The organism is Curtobacterium sp. MCBD17_040 (assembly GCF_003234805.2).
GTDB lineage: Bacteria > Actinomycetota > Actinomycetes > Actinomycetales > Microbacteriaceae > Curtobacterium.
This window is the reverse complement of the sequence record NZ_CP126273.1, coordinates 1,313,418-1,339,202: the sequence shown is the minus strand read 5'-3', so window position 1 is coordinate 1,339,202 and position 25,785 is coordinate 1,313,418. Positions and strand designations below refer to the sequence as shown.

At 71.2% G+C, this 25,785-nt stretch carries 22 protein-coding genes; 4 read left to right on the top strand and 18 right to left on the bottom strand.

Annotation, left to right across the window (positions count from 1 at the left end; all coding sequences use genetic code 11):
• Nucleotides 1–18: 18 nt before the first annotated feature.
• Entirely contained in the window at nt 19–279 is a 261-nt protein-coding gene (rpsT, locus tag DEI94_RS06360) for a 30S ribosomal protein S20 (protein WP_111026110.1), read from the top strand.
• 225 nt (nt 280–504) lie between these two features.
• On the opposite strand, the gene holA is transcribed toward rpsT, so the two are convergent.
• The 9 genes from holA to DEI94_RS06315 all read right to left on the bottom strand — a co-directional run bounded on the left by holA (nt 505) and on the right by DEI94_RS06315 (nt 11,787).
• Entirely contained in the window at nt 505–1,524 is a 1,020-nt protein-coding gene (gene holA / locus DEI94_RS06355; protein WP_111026111.1) for a DNA polymerase III subunit delta, read from the bottom strand.
• A complete protein-coding gene (locus tag DEI94_RS06350) occupies nt 1,437–4,055 on the bottom strand; it encodes a ComEC/Rec2 family competence protein (protein WP_111026112.1) in 2,619 nt (872 codons plus the stop codon). Before DEI94_RS06350 ends, holA begins: the two co-directional genes overlap by 88 nt.
• Nucleotides 4,052–4,726: a ComEA family DNA-binding protein gene (locus DEI94_RS06345; RefSeq protein ID WP_111008659.1), complete on the bottom strand. Its 675-nt coding sequence runs from the start codon at nt 4,724–4,726 to the stop codon at nt 4,052–4,054. Before DEI94_RS06345 ends, DEI94_RS06350 begins: the two co-directional genes overlap by 4 nt.
• A 104-nt stretch (nt 4,727–4,830) precedes the next feature.
• Entirely contained in the window at nt 4,831–7,386 is a 2,556-nt protein-coding gene (gene leuS / locus DEI94_RS06340; protein ID WP_111026113.1) for a leucine--tRNA ligase, read from the bottom strand.
• Between the two features lie 159 nt (nt 7,387–7,545).
• Nucleotides 7,546–8,472 carry an ABC transporter substrate-binding protein gene (locus tag DEI94_RS06335; protein ID WP_111012613.1) on the bottom strand — a complete coding sequence of 309 codons (927 nt, stop codon included), beginning with the start codon at nt 8,470–8,472 and terminating at the stop codon, nt 7,546–7,548.
• Nucleotides 8,469–9,197 (bottom strand): ABC transporter permease, encoded by a 729-nt coding sequence (locus DEI94_RS06330; RefSeq protein ID WP_111012858.1) that lies wholly within the window; start codon nt 9,195–9,197, stop codon nt 8,469–8,471. Before DEI94_RS06330 ends, DEI94_RS06335 begins: the two co-directional genes overlap by 4 nt.
• A complete protein-coding gene (locus DEI94_RS06325; RefSeq protein ID WP_111008656.1) occupies nt 9,194–9,931 on the bottom strand; it encodes an ABC transporter permease in 738 nt (245 codons plus the stop codon). The genes DEI94_RS06330 and DEI94_RS06325 overlap by 4 nt, the downstream gene beginning before the upstream one ends.
• Nucleotides 9,928–10,812 (bottom strand): ABC transporter ATP-binding protein, encoded by an 885-nt coding sequence (locus DEI94_RS06320; protein ID WP_111008655.1) that lies wholly within the window; start codon nt 10,810–10,812, stop codon nt 9,928–9,930. The genes DEI94_RS06325 and DEI94_RS06320 overlap by 4 nt, the downstream gene beginning before the upstream one ends.
• 330 nt (nt 10,813–11,142) lie before the next feature.
• Nucleotides 11,143–11,787, bottom strand: coding sequence for a TetR/AcrR family transcriptional regulator (locus tag DEI94_RS06315; protein WP_181434655.1), 645 nt, complete (start codon nt 11,785–11,787; stop codon nt 11,143–11,145).
• A 379-nt stretch (nt 11,788–12,166) separates the two neighbouring features.
• Between DEI94_RS06315 and DEI94_RS06310 the strand changes: the two genes are divergently transcribed.
• Nucleotides 12,167–13,213, top strand: coding sequence for an App1 family protein phosphatidate phosphatase (locus DEI94_RS06310; RefSeq protein ID WP_111026114.1), 1,047 nt, complete (start codon nt 12,167–12,169; stop codon nt 13,211–13,213).
• A gap of 108 nt (nt 13,214–13,321) precedes the next feature.
• Nucleotides 13,322–15,196 carry a glycoside hydrolase family 15 protein gene (locus DEI94_RS06305; protein WP_111026115.1) on the top strand — a complete coding sequence of 625 codons (1,875 nt, stop codon included), beginning with the start codon at nt 13,322–13,324 and terminating at the stop codon, nt 15,194–15,196.
• A gap of 87 nt (nt 15,197–15,283) precedes the next feature.
• Here DEI94_RS06305 and DEI94_RS06300 read toward each other — a convergent pair whose 3' ends face one another.
• The 6 genes from DEI94_RS06300 to DEI94_RS06275 form a co-directional block, all read right to left on the bottom strand.
• Entirely contained in the window at nt 15,284–16,660 is a 1,377-nt protein-coding gene (locus DEI94_RS06300) for a glucose-6-phosphate dehydrogenase (protein WP_111026144.1), read from the bottom strand.
• A 123-nt stretch (nt 16,661–16,783) separates the two neighbouring features.
• Nucleotides 16,784–17,200 carry a cytochrome c oxidase subunit 4 gene (locus DEI94_RS06295; protein ID WP_111026116.1) on the bottom strand — a complete coding sequence of 139 codons (417 nt, stop codon included), beginning with the start codon at nt 17,198–17,200 and terminating at the stop codon, nt 16,784–16,786.
• A 6-nt stretch (nt 17,201–17,206) separates the two neighbouring features.
• Nucleotides 17,207–18,973: an aa3-type cytochrome oxidase subunit I gene (ctaD, locus tag DEI94_RS06290; RefSeq protein WP_111008650.1), complete on the bottom strand. Its 1,767-nt coding sequence runs from the start codon at nt 18,971–18,973 to the stop codon at nt 17,207–17,209.
• 10 nt (nt 18,974–18,983) lie between these two features.
• Nucleotides 18,984–19,886, bottom strand: a complete 903-nt coding sequence (ctaC, locus tag DEI94_RS06285; RefSeq protein WP_111008649.1) for an aa3-type cytochrome oxidase subunit II — start codon at nt 19,884–19,886, stop codon at nt 18,984–18,986.
• A gap of 264 nt (nt 19,887–20,150) precedes the next feature.
• A complete protein-coding gene (locus DEI94_RS06280) occupies nt 20,151–20,522 on the bottom strand; it encodes a HesB/IscA family protein (RefSeq protein ID WP_111008933.1) in 372 nt (123 codons plus the stop codon).
• Between the two features lie 129 nt (nt 20,523–20,651).
• Nucleotides 20,652–22,115, bottom strand: coding sequence for a dipeptidase (locus DEI94_RS06275; RefSeq protein ID WP_111026117.1), 1,464 nt, complete (start codon nt 22,113–22,115; stop codon nt 20,652–20,654).
• A 10-nt stretch (nt 22,116–22,125) separates the two neighbouring features.
• Here DEI94_RS06275 and DEI94_RS06270 point away from each other — a divergent pair, with 10 nt between their 5' ends.
• Complete coding sequence (locus DEI94_RS06270) at nt 22,126–22,743, top strand: DUF3043 domain-containing protein (protein WP_258368406.1); 618 nt, start codon at nt 22,126–22,128, stop codon at nt 22,741–22,743.
• Nucleotides 22,744–22,807: 64 nt separating this feature from the next.
• Here the strand turns inward: DEI94_RS06270 and DEI94_RS06265 are convergent, their stop codons facing one another.
• From DEI94_RS06265 to hisD, 3 genes are read right to left on the bottom strand one after another with little or no spacing between them, the layout of a single operon-like run.
• Nucleotides 22,808–23,908 carry a quinone-dependent dihydroorotate dehydrogenase gene (locus DEI94_RS06265; RefSeq protein WP_111026118.1) on the bottom strand — a complete coding sequence of 367 codons (1,101 nt, stop codon included), beginning with the start codon at nt 23,906–23,908 and terminating at the stop codon, nt 22,808–22,810.
• On the bottom strand, nt 23,905–24,411 hold the full coding sequence (nrdR, locus tag DEI94_RS06260) for a transcriptional regulator NrdR (protein WP_111026119.1): 507 nt from the start codon (nt 24,409–24,411) through the stop codon (nt 23,905–23,907). The genes DEI94_RS06265 and nrdR overlap by 4 nt, the downstream gene beginning before the upstream one ends.
• 24 nt (nt 24,412–24,435) lie before the next feature.
• Nucleotides 24,436–25,746 (bottom strand): histidinol dehydrogenase, encoded by a 1,311-nt coding sequence (hisD, locus tag DEI94_RS06255; RefSeq protein WP_111026120.1) that lies wholly within the window; start codon nt 25,744–25,746, stop codon nt 24,436–24,438.
• Nucleotides 25,747–25,785: the final 39 nt, after the last annotated feature.

The following is a 25,785-nucleotide window of genomic DNA, read 5'->3' as shown; positions in this document are numbered from 1 at the left end:
CACAGAAAGCAGAACCGCATGGCGAACATCAAGTCGCAGATGAAGCGCATCAAGACCAACCTGAAGGCCCAGGAGCGCAACAAGGCCTACAAGAGCGAGCTCAAGACGTACATCCGCCACACGAACGAGGCCATCGCCGCCGGCGACAAGGACAAGGCCGCCGCCGCCCTCGTCGTCGCGACGAAGAAGCTCGACAAGGCCGTGAGCAAGGGCGTCATCCACAAGAACCAGGCCGCGAACCGCAAGTCCGCGATCTCGAAGAAGGTCGCCGCGCTCTGATCTGAGCGCTGGCCGAGCCGCACCTCGCAGAACGCCCCCGACACCTCGGTGCCGGGGGCGTTCCGCGTGTCCGGCGCGGCGCAGCTCGGGCTTGGGGGTCAGCACGGCGCAGGGGTCGGCACTGCGCAGGGGTCCGCACTGCGCAGGGGTCGACACTGCGCAGGGGTCGGCACCCGGCGGATCCGGCCTACGGGATCAGCACCCGGCGGACCATGCCCGGCCCGGTCAGGTCCCCTCACCGCGGCGGGCGATGACGCGGACCATCACCTCGAGCGCGTAGTGGGCGTCGCGGGACCCGCCCTTCACCGCCGTGTCGGCGGCCGCGATGCTGAGGATCGCGTTCGCGAGGCCGGCCTCGCTCCAGCCCTGGACGTCTCGCTGCGCCCGCTGCACCTGCCACGGTGCCAGCCCGAGCGCCGATGCCGCCTGACCGCTCGACCAGCGGAAGGAACTGACCTTCGCCATCGTGCGGATCTTGCTCGCGAACGCCGCGACGATCGGCACGGGGGCCTCGCCGGTCGCCAGGGCGTGCCGGAGCTGCACGACGGCCGGCCCCGATCGACCGGCGAGCGCGATGTCGGCCACCTTGAAGGCGTTCGTCTCGACCCGGCCGCCGTAGTACCGGTCCACCGTCCGGTCCGTGATCTCCTGGTCGTCGTCGGCGAGCAGCTGACGACAGGCGGCAGCGAGTTCGGCGAGGTCGTCCGCGAACGCCGCGACGAGGGTGCGGACCGCGGACGGGCTGATCTTCCGGCGCGCGGCGCGGAACTCGGCCTGGACGAAGTCGATCCGGTCGGTCTCCTTCTTCAGTTCGTCGCACTGGACCTCGATCCCGCCGCCGGTGCCGCCACGGACCGCGTCGAGCAGTTTCTTCCCGCGGACGCCGCCGCCATGCCGGAGCACGAGCGTGACGTCGTCGGCCGGGGCCTGGAGGTAGGAGAGGGTCTCGGTGATGAACGCGTCCGTGCACTTCTCGACCTGGACGACGCGCAGGAGGCGGGGTTCGCCGAACAGCGAGGGGCTGGCGAGGGTCGCGAGCAGCCCAGGCGCGTACTGGTCGGCCTCGAGATCGTGGACCTCGAGTGCGGGGTCCTCGGCGAGCAGGAGATCGCGCAGCGAGGTGATCGCTCGTTCGGCGAGGAAGGTCTCGGGTCCCGTCACGAGGACGACCGGTGCCGGCCGGATCGCCGACCACGGGACCTGGTCGATCGCCGCGGCTGCGCGCGCTGGTCTCTTCGCCGCCATGGTGTGCCTCCCGCTCGGGACGTTGGTGGACCCGACCGTGCCCGACCCGGTCCACGCCGGGCTCCGACCCGACCGACCTCCAGCAGTGTACGGGCGACGGGCGACACCCCCGCAGTGGGATCGCCTCGGTCGGGCCGCTCGCGCCAGACGCGGAGGTCGCCGCCCGACGCGGAGAGCACGATCGTGCCGTTCTGATCGGTGCGGAGCGCCGCCGTGCCCGCTGCCTCCAACATCGCGAGCGCGCGGTCGGTGGGATGCCCGTAGGGGTTGTCGGCACCCACGCTCACGATGCCCACCCGAGCCGACACCGCTCGGTACAGCGCCGGGTCCTGGTCGGCGGAGCCGTGGTGCGCGACCTTGACGACGTCGACGGGCGGCCAGCCTCCGGCTGCCGTCACCATGGCGAGCAGCCGTCGCTGCGCCGCCTCGCCGAGGTCGCCGAGGAACAGCGACGACAGGCAGTCGGAGCACCGCCGGGACGGCAGGAACAGGACCGTGACGCTCGCGTCGTTCCCGCCCTCGGTGGTCGACGGAGGGGGCCACACCACCCGCCACGGCAGATCCCCGAGCGTGCCGGCGGTGCCTGCGCCCGCCGTGACCACGTCGGCACCCGCGCGCCGCAGGGTGGCGACGACGTCGGCGTCCGCCGCGCGGCCGAGCGGGCCGACGAGGGCGGTCCCGACGCGGTCGGCGACCACCCCGACCGCACCCACGTGGTCGCGGTCGTAGTGCGAGGCCACGAAGAGGTCGATCCGGTCGATCCCCAGCAGGTCGAGGCAGCGCTCGAGCCGCTCCGGCTCGTCGCCCGTGTCGACGAGCGCGACCGCGTCGTCCCGCCGCACCAGGACCGCGTCGCCCTGGCCGACGTCGCAGGCTGCGAGCGACCAGTCGGCGGGGACGCTCCCCCGGACGACGGCGTCGGGCACGACGACGGCCGAGACGCCGATCACCCCGACCACCACCGCTGCGGCCACGGGGACCGCCCGGGCAGCACGGCGCACGAACACGGCCGCCACGACCGCCGTGCTCACCAGTGCGGCCGTCGCGGTGCCGAACGGACCGGCCGGCCAGGGGACCACCGCGAACGGGAGTGCCGCGGCCGCCCGCGCGACGACGGCGATGACCGCGGCGGGTGCCCACGCGGCGGCCGCGAGGAACCAGGCACCGGTCGACCAGATGGGCGCGAGCGCGCACGCCGCCAGCCCGAGGACGGTCGCGACGGGAGCCAAGGGCTCCGTGACCAGGTTCGTGAGCACGGCGTACGTCGGGATGGACGGCGCGAGCACCACGGTGACGGGCCAGCACGCGGCCTGCGCCGCGACCGGTACCGCGAGCGACGCCGCGACCACTGGTCCGAGTCGTCCGGCGAGACGCGACGCCAGGACCGGGGCGACCACCACGACCCCCGCGGTGGCCAGGACGGAGAGCGCGAACCCGAAGGACCGGGCGAGCCACGGGTCGACGACGAGCATGCCGATCGTCGCCAGTGCCACGAGCGGTGCGCCCTGCACGGGTCGTCCACGCAGGTGCACGACGAGCACGACGACCGCCATGATCGTCGCGCGCACGATGCTCGGATCCGGTCGCACGAGCAGGACGAATGCGCCGAGCACGACGACCGAGACCACGACACGCGCCAGCCGCGGGGCGCGTGCGGCACGGCCGACGAGCATCACGAGTCCGACGAGCACCGCGCAGTTCGAGCCGGAGACGGCGGTGAGGTGCGTCAGTGCGGTCACCTCCATCGCATCCGCGGTCCGGTCGTCGATACCGCTCCGGTCCCCGATCGCGAGCCCGCGCAGCAGGCCGGCTCCGGGGCCGGGCAGTCTCCCGGCGACCTCGGCGAACGCGCGGCGGGCGATCGTGCTGGCGAGGAGCAGCGCCGCGGGAGCGTGGACGACCTCGGGGTCGCCCCGGGTGAAGAGCAGGACGGACGCGATCGCACCCGGCGTCCCGGCGACCAGCTCCGCCTGCACACGCACCGTGGCACCCGCGACGAGTGGGACGGCGACGTCGCTGGCACCCGGGCCGTGCTCCGTCGAGCCCGGCTCCGCGAGGACCACGCGGGCGGGGACGCGGAGGCCGGTGGTCGTGATCGTCTCGCCACCCGCGCGGTGTTCCATCCGGACGAGGCGCCCGGGGACCGTTCGCTCACCCGGTTCGCCGTCGCGCTCGAGCACGACCTCGGCGACCACGGCCGCCCCGTCGTCGATCGCTCGGATGGCTTCCGGACGCCGGACGGCGTCACGCACGTCGACGGCGACCGCGACGAGGGCCACGAGCAGCAGGGTGGGCGCGACGAGGCCGACGACGCCGAGCGGTCCGCTGTGCGCTCGGGGTGGCGGGCCCGCCCGCCCGCGACGGACCGCCTGGAGGACGACCAGGACCGCTGTGGCCGCGGCGACTCCCGCGGCCACGGCGACCGGGACCGCGTGCGCGGGACTGGCGACCAGGACCACCGCGACCACCCAGGCCACGGCCACCGGCACGACGAGGCGGAGATCCGGACGTGGCGCACCGAGCGACGTCACACCCGCACCCGGTCCCGGAGGTCCGCGAAGGTCGCGTCACCGATCCCGCTGACGTCGAGCAGGTCCTCGACGCTCGAGAACCGACCGTGCTCGGTCCGCCACGCGACGATCCGGTCGGCGAGCGCCGGTCCGATGCCGGGCAGGGTCTCCAGGGCGGTGGCATCGGCGGTGTTGAGGTCCACCAGGGTCGGGCCCTCCCCACCACCGACGGACGCACTCCCGCCCCCCACGACGGGTCCCGGAGCCTCGGGGACGTCGTCCTCGCCGTCACGCGGCACGTACAGTTGCTCGCCGTCCACCAGCGGCCGGGCGAGGTTCACCCGGCTCAGGTCTGCGTGGTCGGCCGCCCCGCCGGCCTCGGTGACCGCGTCGTCGACGCGGGCGCCGACCGGGAGCTCGACGAGGCCCGGCGTGGCGACGGCCCCGAGCACGTGGACGACGACGGTCGCGGGCGTCGCCGCTGGGGGGACCACTCCCGTGGACGCCGTGGCGGGCGCCGACACCGAGACCGCATCGGCGGAGCGCTGGACCGTCGTGGCGTGGTCGGTCAGTGCGCCCACCGCCAACAGCACGAGCGCCACGACCGTCACGGCGATGGCGACGACCACGAGGGCGCGCGGCCGGATCCAGGTGCGGACCGGTGCGGTGTCGTCGAACTCGTCTCCCGTCATGCTCCGACGCTAGGGGCGCTCCCGACGCCGAACGGCCCCGCCGGTGCGTCCTGTGTCGGGACGCCCCAGCGGGGCCATTGTGGAGGAGTGGGCGCGGAGGGCAGTCAGCCGCGGATCGCGATGTTGACCAGCTTCGGCGCGCGGACGATCACCTTGACGATCTCGCGCTCACCGATGAACCGCTGCACCGATGCGGAGGACCGGGCCAGCGCCTCCAGGGCGTCCGCGTCGATCGACGGCGGCACCTCGAACGTGTCGCGCACCTTGCCGTTGACCTGCACGACCGCCGTGACGCTCTCCTGCACGAGCAGGGTGGGATCGGCCTTCCGCCAACCGTGTGTCGCCACCGACGGCTCGTACCCGAGCCGCTCCCACATCTCCTCGCCGGTGTACGGCGCGAAGACACTCAGACCGAGCGCGACGGTCTCGGTGGCCTCGCGCACCGCGGGGTCTGCCGGCCCGACACCCGAGTCGATGGCCTTGCGCGTGACGTTGACCAGGTCCATGAGCCGCGCGATGACGACGTTGAACTTGAAGGACTCCATGAGACCGGGCGCGTCGGCGAGGAACCGGTGGGTGACGCGGCGCAGCGCACGGTCGCCCTCGGCCCACACCGCGTTCGGAGCCGACGTCACGTCCACCGCCAGGCGGTAGGCGCGAGCGAGGAAGCGCGCGCTCGCGGCGGGCGAGACGTCCTCCCAGTTGATGTCGTCCTCCGGCGGACCGGCGAAGCCCATCACCAGACGGATGGCGTCGACCCCGTGCGCGTCGAGCTCGTCCCCGAGGCTGACGCCGCCCTTCGACTTCGACATCTTCGACCCGCCGGACAGCACCATGCCCTGGTTGAGCAGCGCGTTGAAGGGCTCGGTGAAGTCGATGTACCCGAGGTCGAACAGGACCTTCGTGACGAACCGCGCGTAGAGCAGGTGCAGGATCGCGTGCTCGACGCCGCCGATGTACTGGTCGACGGGCGCCCACTTGCGCGCCTCGGCCGGGTCGAACGCCTGGCTGTCGTCGTTCGGGCTCAGGAACCGCAGGAAGTACCAGGACGAGTCGACGAAGGTGTCCATCGTGTCGGCGTCGCGCTTGGCGGGAGTGCCGTCCACCGGGTTCGGCACGTTCACCCAGTCCTCGGCGCCGCCGAGCGGGCTCGTGCCCTTCGGCTTGAGGTCGAGTCCCTCGCTCGGCGGGAGCAGCACGGGGAGCTGGTCCTCGGGCACCGGGTACTCGGTGCCGTCGTCGCCGTGGATGATCGGGATCGGCGTGCCCCAGTACCGCTGGCGGGAGATGAGCCAGTCGCGCAGTCGGTACGTCTTGGCGGCGCGACCGGTGCCCTTCTCCGAGAGCAGCCGGATCGCAGCCTGGATCGCGTGCTGCTTGCTCATGCCGTCGAGCGGACCGGACGCGATCATCCGCCCCTGTCCGGTCAGCGCGACACCGGTCGATGCCGGGTCGAGTGGCGGCAGGTCGAAGTCCTCGAGGGTCGCGCCCTCGGGGATCACCGGGAGGGCACCGGTGACGGCCGCGTTCGTGTCGACGACCACCTTGACCGGGAGGCCGAACACGCGTGCGAAGTCGAGGTCGCGTTGGTCGTGCGCCGGCACCGCCATGACCGCACCGTGGCCGTAGTCCGCGAGCACGTAGTCGGCCGCCCAGATGGGCAGGCGCTCCCCCGTGACCGGATGCAGGGCGAACCGGTTGAGCGGGACACCGGTCTTCGGCCGGTCGGCGTTCTGCCGGTCGATCTCGCTCGTCGCCTGGGTCTCGGTCAGGTACTCGGCGAAGGCCGCCTGCGTCGCGTCGTCCGACGACGCGACGAGTTCGGCGGCGAGGTCACTGTCCGGGGCGACGACGAGGAACGTGACGCCGAAGACCGTGTCGGGTCGCGTCGTGAAGACGGTGACGGGTTCGTCCCGCCCCTCGATCACGAAGTCGACGTCGGCGCCGACGGATCGACCGATCCAGTTGCGCTGCATGGCGATGACCTTCGCCGGCCAGGTGCCCTCGAGCTGGTTGAGGTCATCGAGCAACCGGTCCGCGTAGTCCGTGATCCGGAAGTACCACTGCGTCAACTTCTTCTTGACGACCACGGCGCCCGAGCGGTCGGACGTGCCGTCCGGCAACACCTGCTCGTTCGCCAGGACGGTCTGGTCCACCGGGTCCCAGTTGACCCAGCTGTCCTTCCGGTACGCCAGGCCCTTCTCGTACATCTTGAGGAACAACCACTGGTTCCACTTGTAGTACTCGGGGTCCGACGTGTGCAGCTCGCGCGTCCAGTCGAAGGACGGGGCGTAGCGCTTGAACGAGGCCTTCTGTTGTTCGATGTTCGCGTACGTCCAGGCGCGGGGGTCGATCCCGCGCTTGATGGCCGCGTTCTCGGCGGGCAGGCCGAACGAGTCCCACCCGATCGGGTGCAGCACGTTGAAGCCCTGCTGCCGCCAGTACCGGGCGACGAAGTCGCCGAGTGCCCAGTTCTCGGCGTGACCCATGTGCAGGTCTCCGGACGGGTACGGGAACATCTCGAGGATGTACTTGCGCGGGCGGCGGTCCTCCGGGTCCGTCGTGAAGAGCCCGAGGTCCGACCAGATGCGCTGCCACTTGTCCTGGATGCGCCGGGGGTCGTAGGCGTGCGGGTCCTCGACGTGTTGCTCGATGGTCACGGAACTCTCATTCGGTCGGGAGGGACGGGTCACCGCACACGAGCGGGTGACCGACGATCAAGGGTACCGAACCGAGCCGGGCCGCACGCCGCACGGGGACGGATGCCGGGCACTCGCCCGGCGTCCGTCCCCGTGTCGGTGGTCAGTTCGCCGCGCCGCTCAGAGCAGTCCCTTGTCGGTGAGGAACTTCTTGGCGATCTGCGCCGACTTCTCCTTGTCCACGGTGCTCTCGGTGTTGAGCTGGATCAGCGCGGACGTGGTCAGGGCCTTGTCGACCTTCTCGATGTCGGTGGCGGCCTTGCCGGTCACCTTCTTCGAGACGATCGGCGTCACGTTCTGCGGCAGGATCAGGTGCTTCGGGTCCTTGAGGGTGACGAAGTCGTTCGCCTTGATGCTCGGGTCGGCGCTGTAGATGTCGGCGAGCTGCACCGTGCCGTCCTTGAGCGCCTTGACGGTGAGCGCGCCGCCCGAGTCCTCGATCGCGGTGAACCCGACGGTGGCACCGTAGGTGGACTTGAGGCCGTTCGGCCCGTAGGGACGGGTCTGGAACTCGGAGTTCCCCCCGACGGTCAGCTTCGTGGAGACGTCCTTCAGGTCGGCCAGGCTGGTCACGTGGTTCTGCTGCGAGAACTGCTTGGTGACCGTGTAGCTGTCCTGGTCCGTCGCCGCCGCTGCGGGGAGCGCACGGATCCCGCTCGGCAGGGCGGACTTGAGACCCGCGGCGATCTCCGCGGGGCTCGACGCCGTGGACTTCTTGTCGTAGTACTGGAGCAGGTTGCCGCTGTACTCGGGCATGACGTCGATCGCGCCCTTCTGCATCTGCGGCAGGTAGACCTCACGTTGCCCGATGTTGAAGTTCCGCTTCACGTCGTAGCCGTCGTGCTCGAGCACCTGCGAGTACAGCTCGGCGATGATCTCGTTCGAGTAGTACTGCTGCGAGCCCACGACGATGGTCGAGGACCCGGCGGCGGACGACGCGCTGCTGCCCGCGATGGGGCTGCTCGAGGAGCAGCCGGTGAGCGCCGCGACGGCGCCGACGGCCAGTGCGGCCGCGATGCCGAGGCGGAGTCTGGTTGCTGTGGTCACGAGGGGTTTCCTTCCGGGAGGGGATTGTGGGAGGACGCGTGCGTCACCCGGGAACGCGAGCCCGAACGGCCGGCGACGCCCGCGGGCACCACCGCCCGCTGGAACCCGGCGAAGAGGATCTCGAAGACGATGGCGAGTGCGATCACGAGGATCGACGAGCCGAGCATCTCCGCGTAGTCCTGGATCTTGAGGCCGAGGAACAGGTAGCCGCCGAGACCGCCGGCCCCGACGTACGCCGCGAGGGTCGCCGTCGCGACGACCTGGAGGACCGCGGCCCGGATGCCCCCGATGAGCAGCGGCAGGCCGAGCGGGATCTCGACCTTCCAGAGGATCTGCCACTCGGTCATGCCCATGGCACGGGCCGCGTCCACGGTCACCGGGTCGACGGCCTCGATGCCCGCGTAGGCGCCGGCGAGCACCGACGGGATCGCGAGCACGACCAGGGCGATGAGCGGGGCGGACAGTCCGACGCCGAGCGCGATGCCGAGCAGCGTCAGCACGCCGAGCGTCGGCAACGCACGGATGCCGCCGGAGAGGGCGATCGCCACGCTCCGCGCGCGACCGGTGTGTCCGATCGCGAACCCGATCGGGATCGCGATGACCGCGGCGATCCCGACCGCGAGGAGCGTGATCCACACGTGTTCCCAGAGGCGCGTCGGGATGCCGGTGGGTCCGGGGTAGTTGGTGGGGTCGAACACCCACGCGAACGCCTGGCCGATGATCACGAGGTCACCTCCGCGACCGGTGCGGTGGATCGGGCGGCGCGCCGTCGCGTGGCGCGGGGCATGGACCGGGTCCATGGGAGCACCAACCGCCCGAGCAGCACGAGCAGGCCGTCGAGCACGAACGCCAGGACCAGGACCATGACGATCCCGGACCCGATCTCCTCGGGGATCGTGCGCTGGATGCCGTCCGTGAACAGCGACCCGAGGCTCTGCACCCCGAGCACCGCGCCGACCGTCGTCAGCGAGATCGTCGACACCGAGACGACCCGGAGGCCGGCGAGCAGCACCGGTCCCGCGAGCGGCAGGTCGACCCGGAAGAACCGCTGCACCGGCGAGTACCCCATGGCGACGGCGGCTGCCTGCGTGGCCGGGTCGACGGACGACAGCGCGTCGGCCGTCGACCGCACCATGAGCGCGAGCCCGTACAGCGTCAGCGCGACGACGATGTTGACGGGGTCCTGCAGGTCGGTGCCGATCACCGCCGGCAGCGCGATGAACAACGGGAGGGACGGGATCGCGTAGAGCAGGCTGGCGACGGCGACGATGCCGCCGCCGGTCCCCCGGGCGAGCCTCCGGGGCGCCCCGCCGTCCGTCGAGGGGCTGCGCAGTTTGACGACGAGCCACCCGATGGGGATCGACAGGAGGAAGCTGACGACGATCGCCGGCAATGCGGTCGCCAGGTGCGCCAGCGTGTCCGACCAGATGATGTCGAGGTTCGACCACACCCAGGTCACGACGCGCTCCCACCCTGCGCCGCAGCACCCGCCGCGGGGTACGCGGCGGCCTCGGAGACGGATGGGACGGGTCCGGTGAGCACACCGGCGGCACGACCGTCGGCGTCGACCACCACGGGACCACCGGGTGTCTGCTCGATGCGGAGGGCGCGGCGGCCGCGACCGGCACCGACGAAGTCGGCGACGAAGTCATCGGCGGGCGACGACATGATCTCGGCCGGCGTTCCCTGTTGCGCGATCACCCCGCCCTTGCGGAGGATGACGACCTGGTCGCCCAAGCGGAAGGCCTCGTCGATGTCGTGGGTCACGAACACGACGGTCTTGCCGAGTTCTCGTTGGAGCCGGATGAGCTCGTTCTGCAGATCCGTCCGCACGAGGGGGTCGACCGCGCCGAACGGCTCGTCCATGAGGAGGATGTTCGGGTCGACGGCGAGGCCACGGGCGACCCCGACACGCTGCTGCTGACCCCCCGAGAGCTGCGAGGGGTACCGGTCGGCGAGGCCGCGGTCGAGTCCGACGGTGTCCATGAGCTCGAGCGCACGCTCCCGTGCGCGGGCCTTGGGGACACCGGTCAGCAGCGGCACGGTCGCGATGTTGTCGACGACCTTCCGGTGCGGCAGGAGTCCGCTGTTCTGCATCACGTACCCGATGCGGCGGCGGAGTCCGACCGGCGGGACCGCCGCGACGTCCTCGCCGTCGATCTCGACACTGCCCGCGGTCGGGTCCACCATGCGGTTGATCATCCGGAGCAGGGTGGTCTTGCCGCAGCCGCTCGACCCGACGAAGACCGTCGTGGTCCGGGACGGGATCACCAGGTCGAAGTGCTCGACTGCGGTGGTGCCGTCCGGGTACTGCTTGCGCACCGATCGGAACTCGATCATGGATGCTTGGCCCTTCCGGTTCCTGGGTGCGTCTGGTGGACGCGTGCCCGTCGATCTCCCGCCGATGGGTGGAGGTCGTCCCGCCCACGTACTGAAGCATGCTTCGGCGCGATGGGCAATCACGGATTGCGTACGCGGACATCCGACGCCCTGCTCCGCCGGATCGACCGATCGAGCGGGGTACGAGCGCACCGCACCGGAGGGGTACGGACGGTCAGGAGCGTACCCGGGTCCGCCGACGCTCGCGTCGGGACGATGACGAATCGTGACGTGGCGGACGACGACGCCCGCCCCCGAGAGCGGGAGCGGGCGTCGTCCGGTGGCCCCGGGTCAGGCGTCGGCGAGGACCGATCGCAGGTACGCGCGGGACATCGCCCGGAACTCCTCGACGAGTGCGGCGTCCCCGGCACCGGGCACCCGGTGTGCGCGGGCGAGGACCGCGTGCCCGGCCTCGGTCAGGACGGTCCACGCCCGACTCATCCGCTCGGAGTCCGGGAACCCGAAGCGCTCGCGGAAGATGACGGCGACCGCGCCGCCCAGTTGGGACATCCGGTCCTCGGTGCCGTCGTCGCCCTCGGTGACGTCACCGAAGCGGACCGCACGGAACCCCGGCTCCGTACGGTACATCTCGACCGTCATGTCGATGAGCGCGTCCGCGCCCTGCTCCCACGTCGTCGCGCCGCTCGCGTCGATCGACGAGACGAACCGCTCGGCGAGCCGTTGGGCGCACCGGATCGCGAGCGCCTCCACGACCGCGATGCGATCCGGGAAGTACCGGTAGACCGTCCCGATCGAGGCTCCGGCCCGCTCGGCGACCATGGCGGTCGTCAGGCGCTCGAGCCCGATCTCGTCGATCACCGCGGCCGCAGCGTCGAGGAGCCCGGCGAGGCGCGCCGAACTGCGGGCTTGGACCGGCTCGTTCCTGAGCAGTGATGATCCCCCCGGCAGTGCGTTCGATACCTCGGTGACGAGCACGTGTTCTCCTCCTCGCGCGAACGCGATGCTGGTCGACGGCCCGAGCGGCCGATGGCGGCGGGACGAACGGGCGTCCGCGCCGCGACGGGCGACGGACCCGCCGACGTGTTGATGTGACGGTCACAATGGTCGCACCGAGCGCCTGGGTCGACGCTGCGTTTCGACTCCTCGGAGGCAACGCGTGTCGTGGGACGCCCGTCCGGCCAGGGCAGGACGGGAGGGGCGACGCGACCGGCACGGTGCACGCACCGACCGACGGATCACCCGCGTCCCCGTGCGCGGCGTCATGACATCACCCGACCGCGGCCGATGGCGGCGGCGACTCGGCAGAGGGTCGGCCGACCGACCGGCGCCCACCGGGGCGTGGAATGATGGTGCGATGCCCGATCGGACGATGCCGGATGCCGCGCTGGTCGACCCGATCCTGCACCGCGCCGCCCGCGTCGAGGACGCGGTCCAGGAGTTCCGGGAGCGGCGGGCACGTGCTCGCGGTCTCGTGCCGACGGTCGTCCCGTACACCGGGTACGGGGCGCCGGGATGGGTCCGGGTCCTCTGTCGGGTCCTGCTCACGCGGCGCGGCCTCGCCTCCGACGCCAGCTACGAGGGCGTCCGCGGTTGGCGCAGCTTCACGAGCGTGGCGGTCGACGACGTCGAGGTCACGGTCACCGCCGGCGGGGCCACGCACCGCGTGCAGGCCGACCGCGGTGGCGTGGTCGACACACGCGTGCCGCTCGACCTCGAACCCGGTTGGCAGACCGTCACGCTCGCCGCCGGCGGATCGCGTCCCGTCCACGCGCCGGTGTTCGTCGTGGACCCGGCGACCCGCTTCGGGGTCGTCTCGGACGTCGACGACACGATCATGGTGACGAGCCTCCCCCGCCCGTTCCTGGCTGCCTGGAACTCGTTCGTCCTCACCGAACACGCCCGACGACCGGTTCCCGGGATGTCGGTGCTCTACGAGCGGATCCTCAGCCAGCACGCCGGCGCACCGGTCGTCTACCTCTCGACCGGCGCCTGGAACGTCGCGCCCACGCTCAACCGGTTCCTCACCCGCAACATGTACCCGCCCGGAGCCCTGCTCCTGACGGACTGGGGCCCGACGCACGACCGCTTCTTCCGCAGCGGACGGCTCCACAAGCAGGAGAACCTCCGACGGCTCGCCGCCGACTTCCCCGACGTCCGCTGGCTCCTCGTCGGCGACGACGGCCAGCACGACGAGGAGCTGTACGGCGAGTTCATCGCCGAGCACGAGGGCAAGGTCTCCGGGGTCGCGATCCGTCAGCTCTCGACGAGCGAGGCCGTGCTCGCCGGCGGCCGCTCCCGCGCGCAGGAACGCAGTCGGAACTCGGCCGCTCCGTGGGTGTACGCCCCGGACGGCGCCGGGCTCTGGGAGGCACTCGCCGACGTCGGGATCACCCAGCGCTGAGTCCCGTCGCCGGGCGGAGCCGGAGCGTGCGACGCCCAGGCCCTGCGGGAGTGCACAGCTGGCCCGCCCGTGCCGGACGCGGGAACGGCACGGTGCCAGGCTGGTCCGATGGCGCTCCACATCGAGGACTACGCACTCATCGGCGACTGCCACACCGCCGCCCTCGTCGGCCGGGACGGCAGCATCGACTGGTTGTGCCTGCCCCGGTTCGACAGCTCGTCCGCATTCGCCGCGCTCTTGGGCGACGACGACGACGGCCGGTGGTCGCTCCGGCCCGACGACGACGACGCGACCGCCACACGCCGCTACCTCGACGACACGTTCGTCCTCGTGACGACCTGGACGACCCGCACCGGCGTCGTCGAGGTCACCGAGTTCATGCCGTTCGGGGACCGGCGCGCCGACCTCGTGCGTCGGGTCCGCGGGGTGCGCGGATCCGTGCCGATGCGGCAGGAGCTGCAGATCCGGTACGGGTACGGAGCGACGGTGCCCTGGGTGCGGCAGATCGGCCACGACGACGCGCACGTCCTGCTCGCCACCGCGGGACCGGACTCGATCGTCGTCCGCGGTCCGCGCCTCCAACCCGCCGACCACCGTCACGGGAGCCGCTTCACCGTCGACGCCGACAGCACCGTCGACCTCACCCTGACCTGGTACCCGTCCCACCGGCAACCACCGGCGCCCCCGCACGTCGACGCGGTCCTCGACGAGACGGTCGCCTGGTGGCGCCACTGGGCTGCCGGCGACGCCACCGAGGGCCGCTACGCCGACGCCGTGCACCGGTCGTTGCTCGTGCTCCGCGCGCTCACGCACGAGGACACGCGCGGGATCGCGGCGGCGGCGACCACGAGTCTCCCGGAGGACCCAGGCGGTGAGCGGAACTGGGACTACCGCTACGTGTGGCTGCGCGACGCGTCGCTGACGCTCGCGGCGCTCCTCGCGCACGGCTTCCGGGACGAGGCGGACGGCTGGAAGCACTGGTTGCTCCGCGCGATCGCCGGTGACCCGGCTGACGTCCAGATCATGTACGGCCTGGCCGGTGAGCGGGAACTGCCGGAGCGCACGCTCGACCACCTGGCGGGGTACGAGGGATCGCGCCCGGTCCGCGTCGGCAACGGCGCCTACACGCAGTACCAGGGCGACGTCTTCGGCGAGGTCCTGGCGGCCCTGCATGACGCGCGCGAGCTCGGCGTCGAGGAGAACGCGGACAGCTGGTCGCTGCAACGCGCGCTCCTGGCCTACGTCGAGGAGCACTGGCAGGACCCCGACAACGGCATCTGGGAGATGCGCGGACCCCGCCGCCACTTCACCCACTCCCGCGCGATGATCTGGGCCGCCTTCGACCGCGGTGTCGCCGCCGTCGAGGAGTTCGGTCTCGAGGGGCCGGTGGAGCGGTGGCGTGGACTCCGCGACCGGGTCCGGGAGGAGATCGAGACGCAGGGCTACGACCCGGTGCGGAACACCTTCCGGCAGCACTACGACACCGACGAGGTCGACGCGTCCCTGCTCGTCCTGCCCCAGATCGGGTTCTGCAAGCCGACCGACCCCCGCATGCTCGGCACCGTCGCGGCGATCGAGCACGACCTCCGCACCGGGCCAGACGGGCTGTTGCTCCGGTACCGCACCACCGCGGGCTTCGACGGTCTCTCCGGGTCCGAGCACCCGTTCCTCGCCTGCTCGTTCTGGCTCGTCGAGCAGTACGCGGCGTCGGGCCGGATCGAGGACGCCGAACGCCTCATGGACACGCTCGTCGGGTTCGCGAACGACGTCGGGATGCTCTCGGAGGAGTACGACGTCGAGCACGGCCGGCAGATCGGCAACACACCCCAGGCACTGTCGCACCTGACCCTCGTCACCGCGGCGGACGCGATCCGGCGGGCACGCGGCGAGGCCGGTCCCGGCATCCGCACCCGGGAGGCCCAGAACGACGGCACGACCCGCAGCACCACCGGCGAGGGGGAACGCGCGGGCGCTCCCGACTGACGCTCCGCACGCCGACACGACCGCGGCCCCGTCACCGGCGAGGTGACGGGGCCGCGGTCGTGTCGGACGACGCCCGACGTCAGCCGATCAGGACGAGGACTCCCAGTCCGCGGGCCCACGGGAGCCGGCGCGGTAGTCGTCGAGCGGGACGTCGCGGCGCTTCCAGGCCTCCACGACCGGCTCCACGATCTCCCAGCAGCGGACGGCCACGTCGCCACGGATCGACAGCAGCGGGTCGTCGTGGAAGATCCCGTTCAGGACCTCGCCGTAGGGCGTGAGCTCGCCGCTGTCGAACGACGACGACAGGACGATCTGACCCATCTCGAACGGGTTGCCGCCGCCGTTCGCCGACAGGCTCAACTCGATCTCGTCCGGGTTGAGGACGATGCGGAGCGTGTCCGACCCCGGCTGCCCCTCGAGCCCGGACGGCAGCCGCGGCACCGGCTTGAAGGTGATGAGGACCTCCTTGCGGCTCGCTCCGAGCGCCTTGCCGGAACGGAGCGTGAAGGGCACACCCTGCCAACGGGCGGTGTCGACCTCGACGTTGATCTCGGCGAGGGTCTCCGTCTCGCGCTCGGGGTCGACGCCGTCCTCGTCCGCGTACGACGGCAGCTCCTTGCCGTCGATCGTGCCCGCGGTGTAGCGCGCACGCCGGCTCGCCTTGAGCGGGTCGTCATCGACGAGGTGGGTCGAGCGCAGCACCCGGGCGAGCGACGACCGCAGCTCGACGGCGTCCACCGCGGCGGGTGCGTCCATCGTGACGAGCGCGAGGATCTGGAGCAGGTGACTCTGGATCATGTCGACGAGCGCACCGGCGTCGTCGTAGTACTGCGCGCGGCCCTCGAGGCCGAGGGTCTCGTCGTAGAGGATCTCGACCTTCTCGATGTTGTCCGCGTTCCAGATCGGCTCGAACATCCGGTTGGCGAACCGCAGACCGATGATGTTGAGCACGGTCGACCGGCCGAGGAAGTGGTCGGTGCGGTGCACGCGCTCCTCGGGGACGAGCTGGAGGACGGTCTCGTTCAGCGCCCGAGCCGATTCGACATCCGTGCCGAACGGCTTCTCGAACGCCAGGGTCGTGCCCTCGGGAAGTTCGAGCTCCGCGAGGGCGTCGCAGATGTCCGACGCGATCTGCGGCGGCAGCGCGAAGTACAACACCGGCTCGCCCTCAGCGGCGTCGAGCATGGCCTTGAGGTGGGCCGGGTCCTTCGGGTCGCCCTGCATGAAGACCGTCGACTCGAGCGTCGCGTCGACCTCGGGCCCCGAGACGTGCTGCGAATCGAAGGCGTCCTTGACGACCTTGGTCCAGGCTTCCTCCGAGCGGGCGCTCCGGCCCGTGCCGATGAGCTTGACAGGGACGGAACGGGCGCTCTGGAGGAACGTCCCGAGACCGGGGAGCAGCAGCCGGGCGGCGAGGTCGCCGGTTGCGCCGAAGACGATGAGAGTGCGCTTGTCGGTCACCAGGGGTGACTCCTTTCGGATGGATGTGCGGGTGTCGACCGCGTCCGTTCGGACCGGTCGGGATCGGCCCGGACGCACGTCGGGCGGCACCGGTGAGGGTGCCGCCCGATGAGCGTCAGGTGCGGATCAGTGTCCGAAGTTGCCGCGGTAGTACTCGTAGGTCCAGCCGACGAGCGCCACGATCCCGATGGAGGCGCCGATGGCGAAGATCCACCACCCGGCTGCGACACCGAGGAAGCAGATCGCCGCCGCGGCCGCGAGCGTGATCGGCCAGTAGGACCAAGGGCTGAAGTGACCGAGTTCGGCGTCGCCGTCCTCGATGTTCGCGTCGGTGCGGTCCTCGGGCAGTGCGCCGTCCTGCGCTGCGAACGTCCGGCCCAGGTAGAAGGCGATGAACACCCCCAGGATCCCGGTGAGACCGATCGAGACCGTGCCCACCCACTCGATCTGGTTGGTGGCGAGGATGCCCCAGATCGTGTACGCCGCGTCCGCCACGAAGAAGAAGATCGCGAGGATCCAGAACAGGTTGGTACTTGCGCGCATGGTTCCTCAGAACTTCTGGTCGGTCTGGTTCGGGTTCCGGGTCTTGCCCGTCGCCGCGTCGTGCGTCTGCGCGTCCGGAGCGTCCATCGCCGGACCCACACCGATCGGGATCCCCGCCTCGGGGTGGTTCAGATCGAACGCCGGCGACTCCGACCGGATGCGCGGGATCGACGTGAAGTTGTGCCGCGGCGGCGGGCAGGAGGTCGCCCACTCGAGCGAGCGGCCGTAGCCCCAGGGGTCGTTCACGGCAACGCTGGGCGCGTGCCGCGCGGTGACGTAGACGTTGTAGATGAACGGCAGGAACGAGACGCCGAGGATCATCGCGCCGATGGTCGACAGCTGGTTCATCCAGGTGAAGCCGTCCTGCGGCAGGTACGTGGCGTAGCGACGGGGCATACCGACGACGCCGAGCCAGTGCTGGATGAGGAACGTCGTGTGGAACCCGATGAACAGCAGCCAGAAGTGGATCTTGCCAAGGCGCTCGTTGAGCATCTTGCCGGTCCACTTGGGCCACCAGAAGTAGAAGCCCGAGAACATCGCGAACACGACCGTGCCGAACACCACGTAATGGAAGTGCGCGACGACGAAGTACGAGTCGGACACGTGGAAGTCGAGCGGCGGCGAGGCGAGGATCACGCCCGTGAGGCCACCGAAGGTGAACGTCACGAGGAACCCGATGGCCCAGAGGATGGGCGTCTCGAAGGTGACCGAACCGCGCCACATCGTGCCGACCCAGTTGAAGATCTTCACGCCGGTCGGGACCGCGATGAGCATCGTCATGAGCGAGAACCACGGCAGGAGCACGCCGCCGGTGACGTACATGTGGTGCGCCCACACCGTCACCGACAGGGCCGCGATGGTGATCGTGGCGTAGACGAGCGTCTTGTAACCGAAGATCGGCTTCCGGCTGAACACCGGGAAGACCTCGGACACGATGCCGAAGAACGGCAGCGCGATGATGTAGACCTCGGGGTGGCCGAAGAACCAGAACAGGTGCTGCCAGAGCAGCGCACCGCCGTTGGCGGGGTTGAACACCTGCGCACCGAACACACGGTCGAGGCCGAGTCCGAACAGCGCCGCGGCGAGCACCGGGAACGCCATCAGCACGAGCAGCGCCGTGATGAGCGTGTTCCAGGTGAAGATCGACATGCGGAACATGGTCATGCCCGGCGCGCGCATCGTGATGATCGTCGTGATGAAGTTCACGGCACCGAGGATCGTCGAGAAGCCGGTCAGGCCCAGGCCGAAGACCCACAACGTCCCACCGAGACCTGGTGTGAACGTGGTGTCCGACAACGGCGCGTAGGCGAACCACCCGAACGAGGCGGCACCCTGCGGCGTGAGAAACCCGCCGACCGCGATGAGGCCGCCGAAGAAGTACAGCCAGAACGCGAAGCCGTTGAGGCGCGGGAAGGCGACGTCGGGCGCGCCGATCTGCAGCGGCATGATCGCGTTCGCGAACCCGGAGAACAGCGGCGTCGCGAACAGCAGCAGCATGATCGTGCCGTGCATCGTGAACAGCTGGTTGTACTGCTCCTTGGTCGCCACGACGTGCAGGCCGGGCTCGAAGAGCTGCGCACGGATCACGAGCGCCATCACTCCCGCCAGCAGGAAGTACAGGAACGAGGCGATCAGGTACATGTACCCGATCGTCTTGTGGTCCGTCGACGTGATCCAGTTGACGATGATGTTGCCCTTGCGGCCCACCCGCGAGGCCGCGAAGTCCGGCGTCGAGGTCGGGGCCGACTGGCCGACGAATGCGGAAGTGGTCATGGAGCGAGCCTTACTTCTCGGTACCGGCGGCCTGCGCGGGCGCCACGTTGTTCGGCTGGTTCGAGTCGGTGTTGTACTCGTTGCCGAGCAGACCGACCTTGCCCTGGTCGCGGAGGGACGCCAGGTACGCCTGGTACTTCGCCGGCGACACGACCTTCACCTGGAAGAGCATGAGCGAGTGGTACTCGCCGCAGAGCTCGGCACACTTGCCCTGGTAGGTGCCGGTCTTCTCCGGGATGAAGTACTCGTAGTTGGTCCGGCCGGGGATCGTGTCCTTCTTGTAGAGGAAGTCGACGACCCAGAACGAGTGGTCCACGTCGCGCGAGGACAGCTCGATCTCGACCTTCTTGCCCTTGGGCAGGTAGAGGGTCGGCAGCTGGTTGGTCTTGATGTCGCCGGTGCCGTTGTCTTCTTCCTGGGCCTGGATGCCCTGGTAGTAGACCGACTTCTTGGCGTCGTTCTGGTCGATGTAGTTGAAGTCCCACGCCCAGCGCTTGGCGTACACGTGGATGGTGGCGTCGGGGTGTGCGAACGGCTTCTCGATCGCGGCCTGGTCCTTGGCGGTGAAGGCGAAGAAGCCGAGCACCAGGATGAGCGGCACGATCGTGTAGAAGATCTCGATCGGCATGTTGTAGCGGAGCTGCACCGGGAGGCCGGTCTGGCCCTTGCGGCGGCGGTAGACCACCGCGGCCCAGATGATCAGGCCCCAGGTGATGAGACCGACCGCGAGGAGGACGATCCAGCTCGTCACCCAGAGGCCGACCGTCGCACTCGTGTGGTTGGTCGTGTCCCGCGTGTGCTCGGTGCCCGGCAGCCAACCGTTCAGCTGCTGCTGCGTGCAACCGGCCAGTGCGATGACCAGACCGACGGCCACCGGGATGGCCGCCCAACGTATACGGCGATTCGAACGCACTGTTACCTCTCGCGAAGACGGTTGTCGGGACGTGACCGCATCGAATCAGCTCGACGCAGGGCTCGTTCCCAGACTGGGTGGAACACTCCTAGCTTACTCGCAGCCAGGGTGACGACGTGCACACGCGACACGCTCGCGGGCGGCTTCGGAAGCCCACAGGTGTCGCCCAACGCAGCACGAGGGACGCCGGTCGCCCGGTCGTCCCTCGCTCGCCGCGGTGCCGCAGCAGGGCCGCTGCCCTGCGTGCGCCGCGATCGGTGCTGGTCAGTGGAAGCTGTCGCCGCACGCGCAGCTGCCCTGCGCGTTCGGGTTGTCGATGGTGAAACCCTGCTTCTGGATGGTGTCCTCGAAGTCGATGGTCGCACCGTCGAGGTAGGGCACGCTCATCCGGTCCACCACCACCTCGACCCCGTCGAACTCGGCGGTGGCGTCACCCTCGAGCAGGCGCTCGTCGAAGTACAGCTGGTAGATGAGGCCCGAGCAGCCGCCCGGCTGGACGGCCAGACGGAGCCGGAGATCGTCGCGGCCCTCTTGCTCGAGCAGGCTCGCGACCTTCGCCGCGGCCGCGTCGGACAGCAGCACGCCGTGGGACGGTGCCGCGGCCGGCTTCTCGATCGTCGTGGTGGTGTCGGTCATCGCCGTCTCCCTCCGCGCGGTGCAGGTCACCGCGGCTCGTTCCGATTGTAGGCGCGCGCACCGACGCCGTGCACCGGGTCGGGCCTCCCGGGTCGTGCGGACCGGACCGGAGGCCCGACGGCGGGCCGCTCAGACGGAGCGGGTGCCGAGGCGGGCCAGCAGGATCGTCTCGGCGGCGATCGCGCGGTGCAGGACGCCCAGGTGCTGCGACTCGTTCGGGCTGTGCGCGCGGGTGTCCGGGTCCTCGACGCCGGTGACGAGGATCTGCGCGGCGGGGAACTCGGCGGCGAGGTCCGACACGAACGGGATCGAGCCGCCGATCCCCTGCTCGACCGGCTGCGCACCCCACCCCTCGGTCATGGCCGTCCGGGCCTCGCGCACGGCCCAGCCGCTCGTGTCGACGAGGAACCCGTCGCCGGTGTCGACGTCGGTGATGTCGACCCGCGCGCCGAACGGGGTGTTGGCGCGGATGTGCGCCTCCACGGCCGCGAAGGCGTCGGTCGCCGACTGCCCGGGGGCGACCCGGATGGAGACCCGCGCGGAGACCGTCGGCAGGAGCGTGTTCGACGCGTTCGCCACGCTCGGCACGTCCATGCCCGTGACGGTCACCGAGGGCCCGGACCACATGCGGCCGAGCAGCGGGCCCTCCCCCACGGGCCGGACGCCGTCGACGAACGCCGCCTCGGCCGCGAGTTGCTCCTCGCTCCGCTCGGGCACCGGACCGTCGTACCGCGTGAGCCCGGGCACCGCCACGGTGCCGGCGTCGTCGTGGAGCGACGCGAGGAGGCGCACCATGGGCATCATCGCGTCCGGCACGGCACCGCCGAACATCCCGCTGTGCGACGCGTGCTCGAGCGTCGTCACCGTCAAGCGGAAGGTCACGTTGCCGCGCAGGCTCACCGTGATCGCCGGGACGTCGGTGGACCAGTTGTCACTGTCCGCGACGACGATCACGTCGGCCGCGAGGTGCTCGCGCTGCTCGCGGAGGAACGTGGTGAACGAGCGCGACCCGAACTCCTCCTCGCCCTCGACGAAGAGGACGATGCCGAGGTCGAGGTCGGCGTCGTCGACGACCGCACGCAGGGCGCGCAGCGACGCGATGTGCGTCATCACGCCGGCCTTGTCGTCCGAAGCGCCCCGCCCGTGCAGACGCTCCCCGCGGAGGGTCGGCTCGAACGGCGGCGTCTCCCACAGCGCCTCGTCACCCTGCGGCTGGACGTCGTGGTGCGCGTACAGCATCACGGTCGGTCGGCCGTTCCGCGCGCGCCGCACCGCGAGCACCGCCGGCTGTCCGAGCGCCGCGCCCCCGTCCGTTCCGGCCGTCGCGTCGGCGCCCTCGCCCTCGGCGCCCGCGATCGCGGAGCGGACGACCCGGACGTCCTCGAACACGCCCGTGGAGCGCGCGAGGTCGGCGACGGCTTCGGCACTCGCCTGGACCGCGGACGGGTCGAACGCGGACCACGACACGGAGGGGACCCGGATGAGCGCCGACAGGTCGGCGATGGTGGTCGGCAGGCCGCCCTGGACCGCGTCGCGCAGCGCGGCGAGCAGGGTCGGATCGGTCTCGGGCGCGTGCTGTGCGGAGTCGGTCATGCGGGTAATCTTGTCAGTCCGAGCAACGATCGAGGACACCGTGGCCAAGGCGCAACCCAAGACGAACACGACGGTCAACCCGTCCGACGAGGAACTCCTCGCGGCGGGCGCCCCCGCCCGGGGCAAGGGGCGACCCACCCCGAGCCGTCGGGAGCGTGAGGCCGCGAACCGGCGCCCGATCGTCGGCGCGACCCCGGCGGACCGCAAGGCCGCGCGGGCACGCCTGACGGACGACCGCGAGCGTGCTCGCGTCGGCCTGGCGAACGGCGAGGAGCGCTACCTCCCGGCCAAGGACCGCGGTGAGCAGCGCCGGTACGTCCGCGACTACGTCGACGCCCGATGGAGCGTCGGCGAGGTGATGCTCCCCCTCATGGCGGTGTTCCTCATCGTCTCGCTGGCCGTGACGGCGATCGAGGGCATCGCGTTCGTCCTCATCTGGCTCTTCGTCGCGCTGTTCCTGCTCGACGCCGTCGTCACGTTCCTCGCGCTGCGCCGTCGCATCACCGCGAAGTGGGGGTCGGGGTCGCTGCAGCGTGGCACGTTCCTCTACGTGGTGACCCGCCAGTTCCAGATGCGGTTCCTCCGACTGCCGAAGCCGCAGGTCAAGCGCGGTCAGTACCCCGTCTGACGACCGGACGGACGGGAGGCCCGGTGCACGCTCGCACCGGGCCTCCCGTCGTTCCTGCGGCCGATCAGGCGCGCGCCGCGGCAGCCGCGCGCCGCGCCGCACGCCGGTGGCGACGCCGACGCAGTCGGTTGATGCGCATGGCCCACGTCGGTCCCTCGTAGAGGAACGCCGTGTAGCCCTGCACGAGCGTCGCGCCGGCCTCGATGCGGGCCTCGACGTCGGCCTCGGTCGTCACCCCGCCGACCGCGATCACGCAGAAGTCGTCCGGTACCGCAGCGCGCACACGACGCAGGACCGCGAGGGACCGCTCCGCGAGCGGCGCGCCGGAGAGACCACCCACGCCGAGGGCGGCGACGACGTCCTCCGCGGCGCGCAGCCCCGTGCGTTCCACCGTCGTGTTGGTCGCGATGACACCCGCGAGCCCGAGCTCCACCGCGAGTGCCGCGATCGCGTCGATCTGCTCGTCGGTCAGGTCCGGTGCGATCTTCACGAGCGTCGGCACGCCCCGGGCAGCGCCGTGCACGGCCGAGAGCAGCGGCCGGAGCTGGTCGATCTCCTGCAGACCGCGGAGCCCAGGGGTGTTCGGCGAGCTGACGTTCACGGCGAGGTAGTCGGCGAACGGCGCGAGCATGCGGGTCGACTCGAGGTAGTCGTCGACGGCTTCGGCCACCGGGACGACCCTGCTCTTGCCGATGTTGACACCGATGACGGGGCGGCCCGGGAAGCGACGCGCGCGTTCGAGGCGCCGGGCGGCCCGCGCGGCACCGCCGTTGTTGAACCCCATCCGGTTCACGAGCGCTCGGTCGGCGACGAGCCGGAACAACCGGGGCCGTTCGTTCCCGGGCTGCGGTCGGGCGGTGAGCGTGCCGACCTCGACGTGCCCGAACCCCAGGAGCCCGAGCCCGATGACGCCCTTGGCGTCCTTGTCGAACCCAGCCGCCATCCCGAAGCGCGACGGGAAGTGGATGCCCATCGTCGTGACGCCGTCTGCGGCACCGGGCCGTCCGTAGCGCTCGGCCAGTCCCGCGAGCACGGGGAGCCGGGGCAGGACACGGATCACGCCGAAGGCCAGGTGGTGCGCGCGTTCTGGGTCCATCCGGGCGAACACCACCCGGAACACGACCTTGTACCCGGCCCGGAGGAGGACTTCGGCGACGCCGCTCATCCGGCGCTCGTCGCGCTGCGGCCCGCCACCGCGTCGGCGTCGGCGTCGGCGTCGGCGTGGTGGTCGATGCGCAGCTGCTTGATGGCGTCGTCGAAGTCGTCGAGCGACTCGAACGCCTGGTAGACGCTGGCGAAGCGCAGGTACGCGACCTCGTCGAGCTCGCGGAGCGGATCGAGGATCGCGAGCCCGATGTCGTTCGCGTCGATCTGGCTCGCACCGGACGAGCGGACGATCTCCTCGACGCGCTGGGCGAGCACGGCGAGGTCGGCGTCGGTGACGGGGCGACCTTGGCACGCCTTGCGGACGCCCGAGATGATCTTCTCGCGACTGAACGGCTCGAGCACCCCGTTGCGCTTGACCACGTTGAGGCTCGCGGTCTCGGTGGTCGAGAACCGGCGCCCGCAGTTCGGGCACTGGCGACGACGGCGGATCGACGTGCCGTCGTCACTGGTCCGGGAGTCGACGACGCGCGAGTCCGGGTGGCGGCAGAAGGGGCAGAACATGTCGCAGACGATCGTACCGGGTGGTCAGGAGCGGGCGAGGCGTGCGGCCACGGCGGCCCCGTGCGCCGGCAGCTGCTCCGCCTCGGCCAACGCCACGATGCGCGGACCGACTTCGGCGAGGGCCTCCGCGTCGTAGCGCACGATCTGCTGCGGGCGCAGGAACGTCGCCGCCGAGAGGCCGGCGCCGAACCGGGCCTGCCCGCCCGTCGGGAGCACGTGGTTCGACCCCGCGAGGTAGTCGCCGAGACTGACCGGAGCGGACGGCCCGACGAACACCGCACCGGCGCTGTCGATCCCCGCGAGCACGGCGTCGTCGTCCTCCGTCTGGATCTCGAGGTGTTCCGGTCCGTACGCGTTGCTGACCGCGGCGGCGTCCGTCAGCGAGCCGACGAGCACGACGGCCGACTGCGGGCCGCCGAGCGCCACGCGCACGCGGTCCGCGGTGGCCAGCCGGGCGAGCTGGGCCGGGATCGCGGCGTCGACCGCGTCGGCCAGGGCCTCGGACGTCGTCACGAGGACGCTGCCCGCCTGCTCGTCGTGCTCGGCCTGGCTCACCAGGTCGGCGGCGACGTACTCGGCGTCGGCGGAGGCGTCGGCGATGACGAGGATCTCGGTCGCGCCGGCCTCGGCGTCGATGCCGACGAGGCCGCGGACGAGCCGCTTCGCCGCCGCGACGTAGTTGTTGCCGGGACCGGTCACGAGGTCGACCGGCTCGAGCCCGATCTCCGGCACACCGTGCGCGAGTGCCCCGATCGCACCCGCACCGCCCATCGCGTAGACCTCGTCGATGCCCAGGAGGCCCGCGGCCCCCAGGATCGTCGGGTGCACGCCGTGTCCGTGGTCGCGTTGGGGCGGGGACACGAGGGCGATCGACCGCACCCCGGCCACCTGGGCCGGCACGACGTTCATGACCACGCTCGACGGGTACACGGCCTTGCCGCCCGGCACGTAGAGGCCGACCCGACGCACGGGGCGCCACCGCTGGTGGACCTCGGCTCCGTCGGCGAGCGTGGTGATCGCGGCCTGGGGCACCTGGGCGGTGCTCGCCGCACGGACGCGTCGGATGGCCTCGTCGAGCGCGTTCCGGACCACCGGGTCGAGTCCGGCCACTGCTGCGCCGATCGCTGCCGCTCCCACGCGGACGGCGCCGGGCGCGCCCCCGTCGAACCGCTCCGCCTGCTCGCGGAGCGCGGCGGCACCGCGGTCACGGACGTCGTCCACCAGGTCACGCGCCGCGGTCGTCGCACTCGCGACGTCACCCGCGGCCCGCGGCATCAGTCGGAGGAGTTCGGCGCGGTCCGGCAGACCGCCGCGGAGGTCGATTCGTCGCATCATGGCCAGCCCAGCCTACCGAGGCCGACCCGGTCACCGACG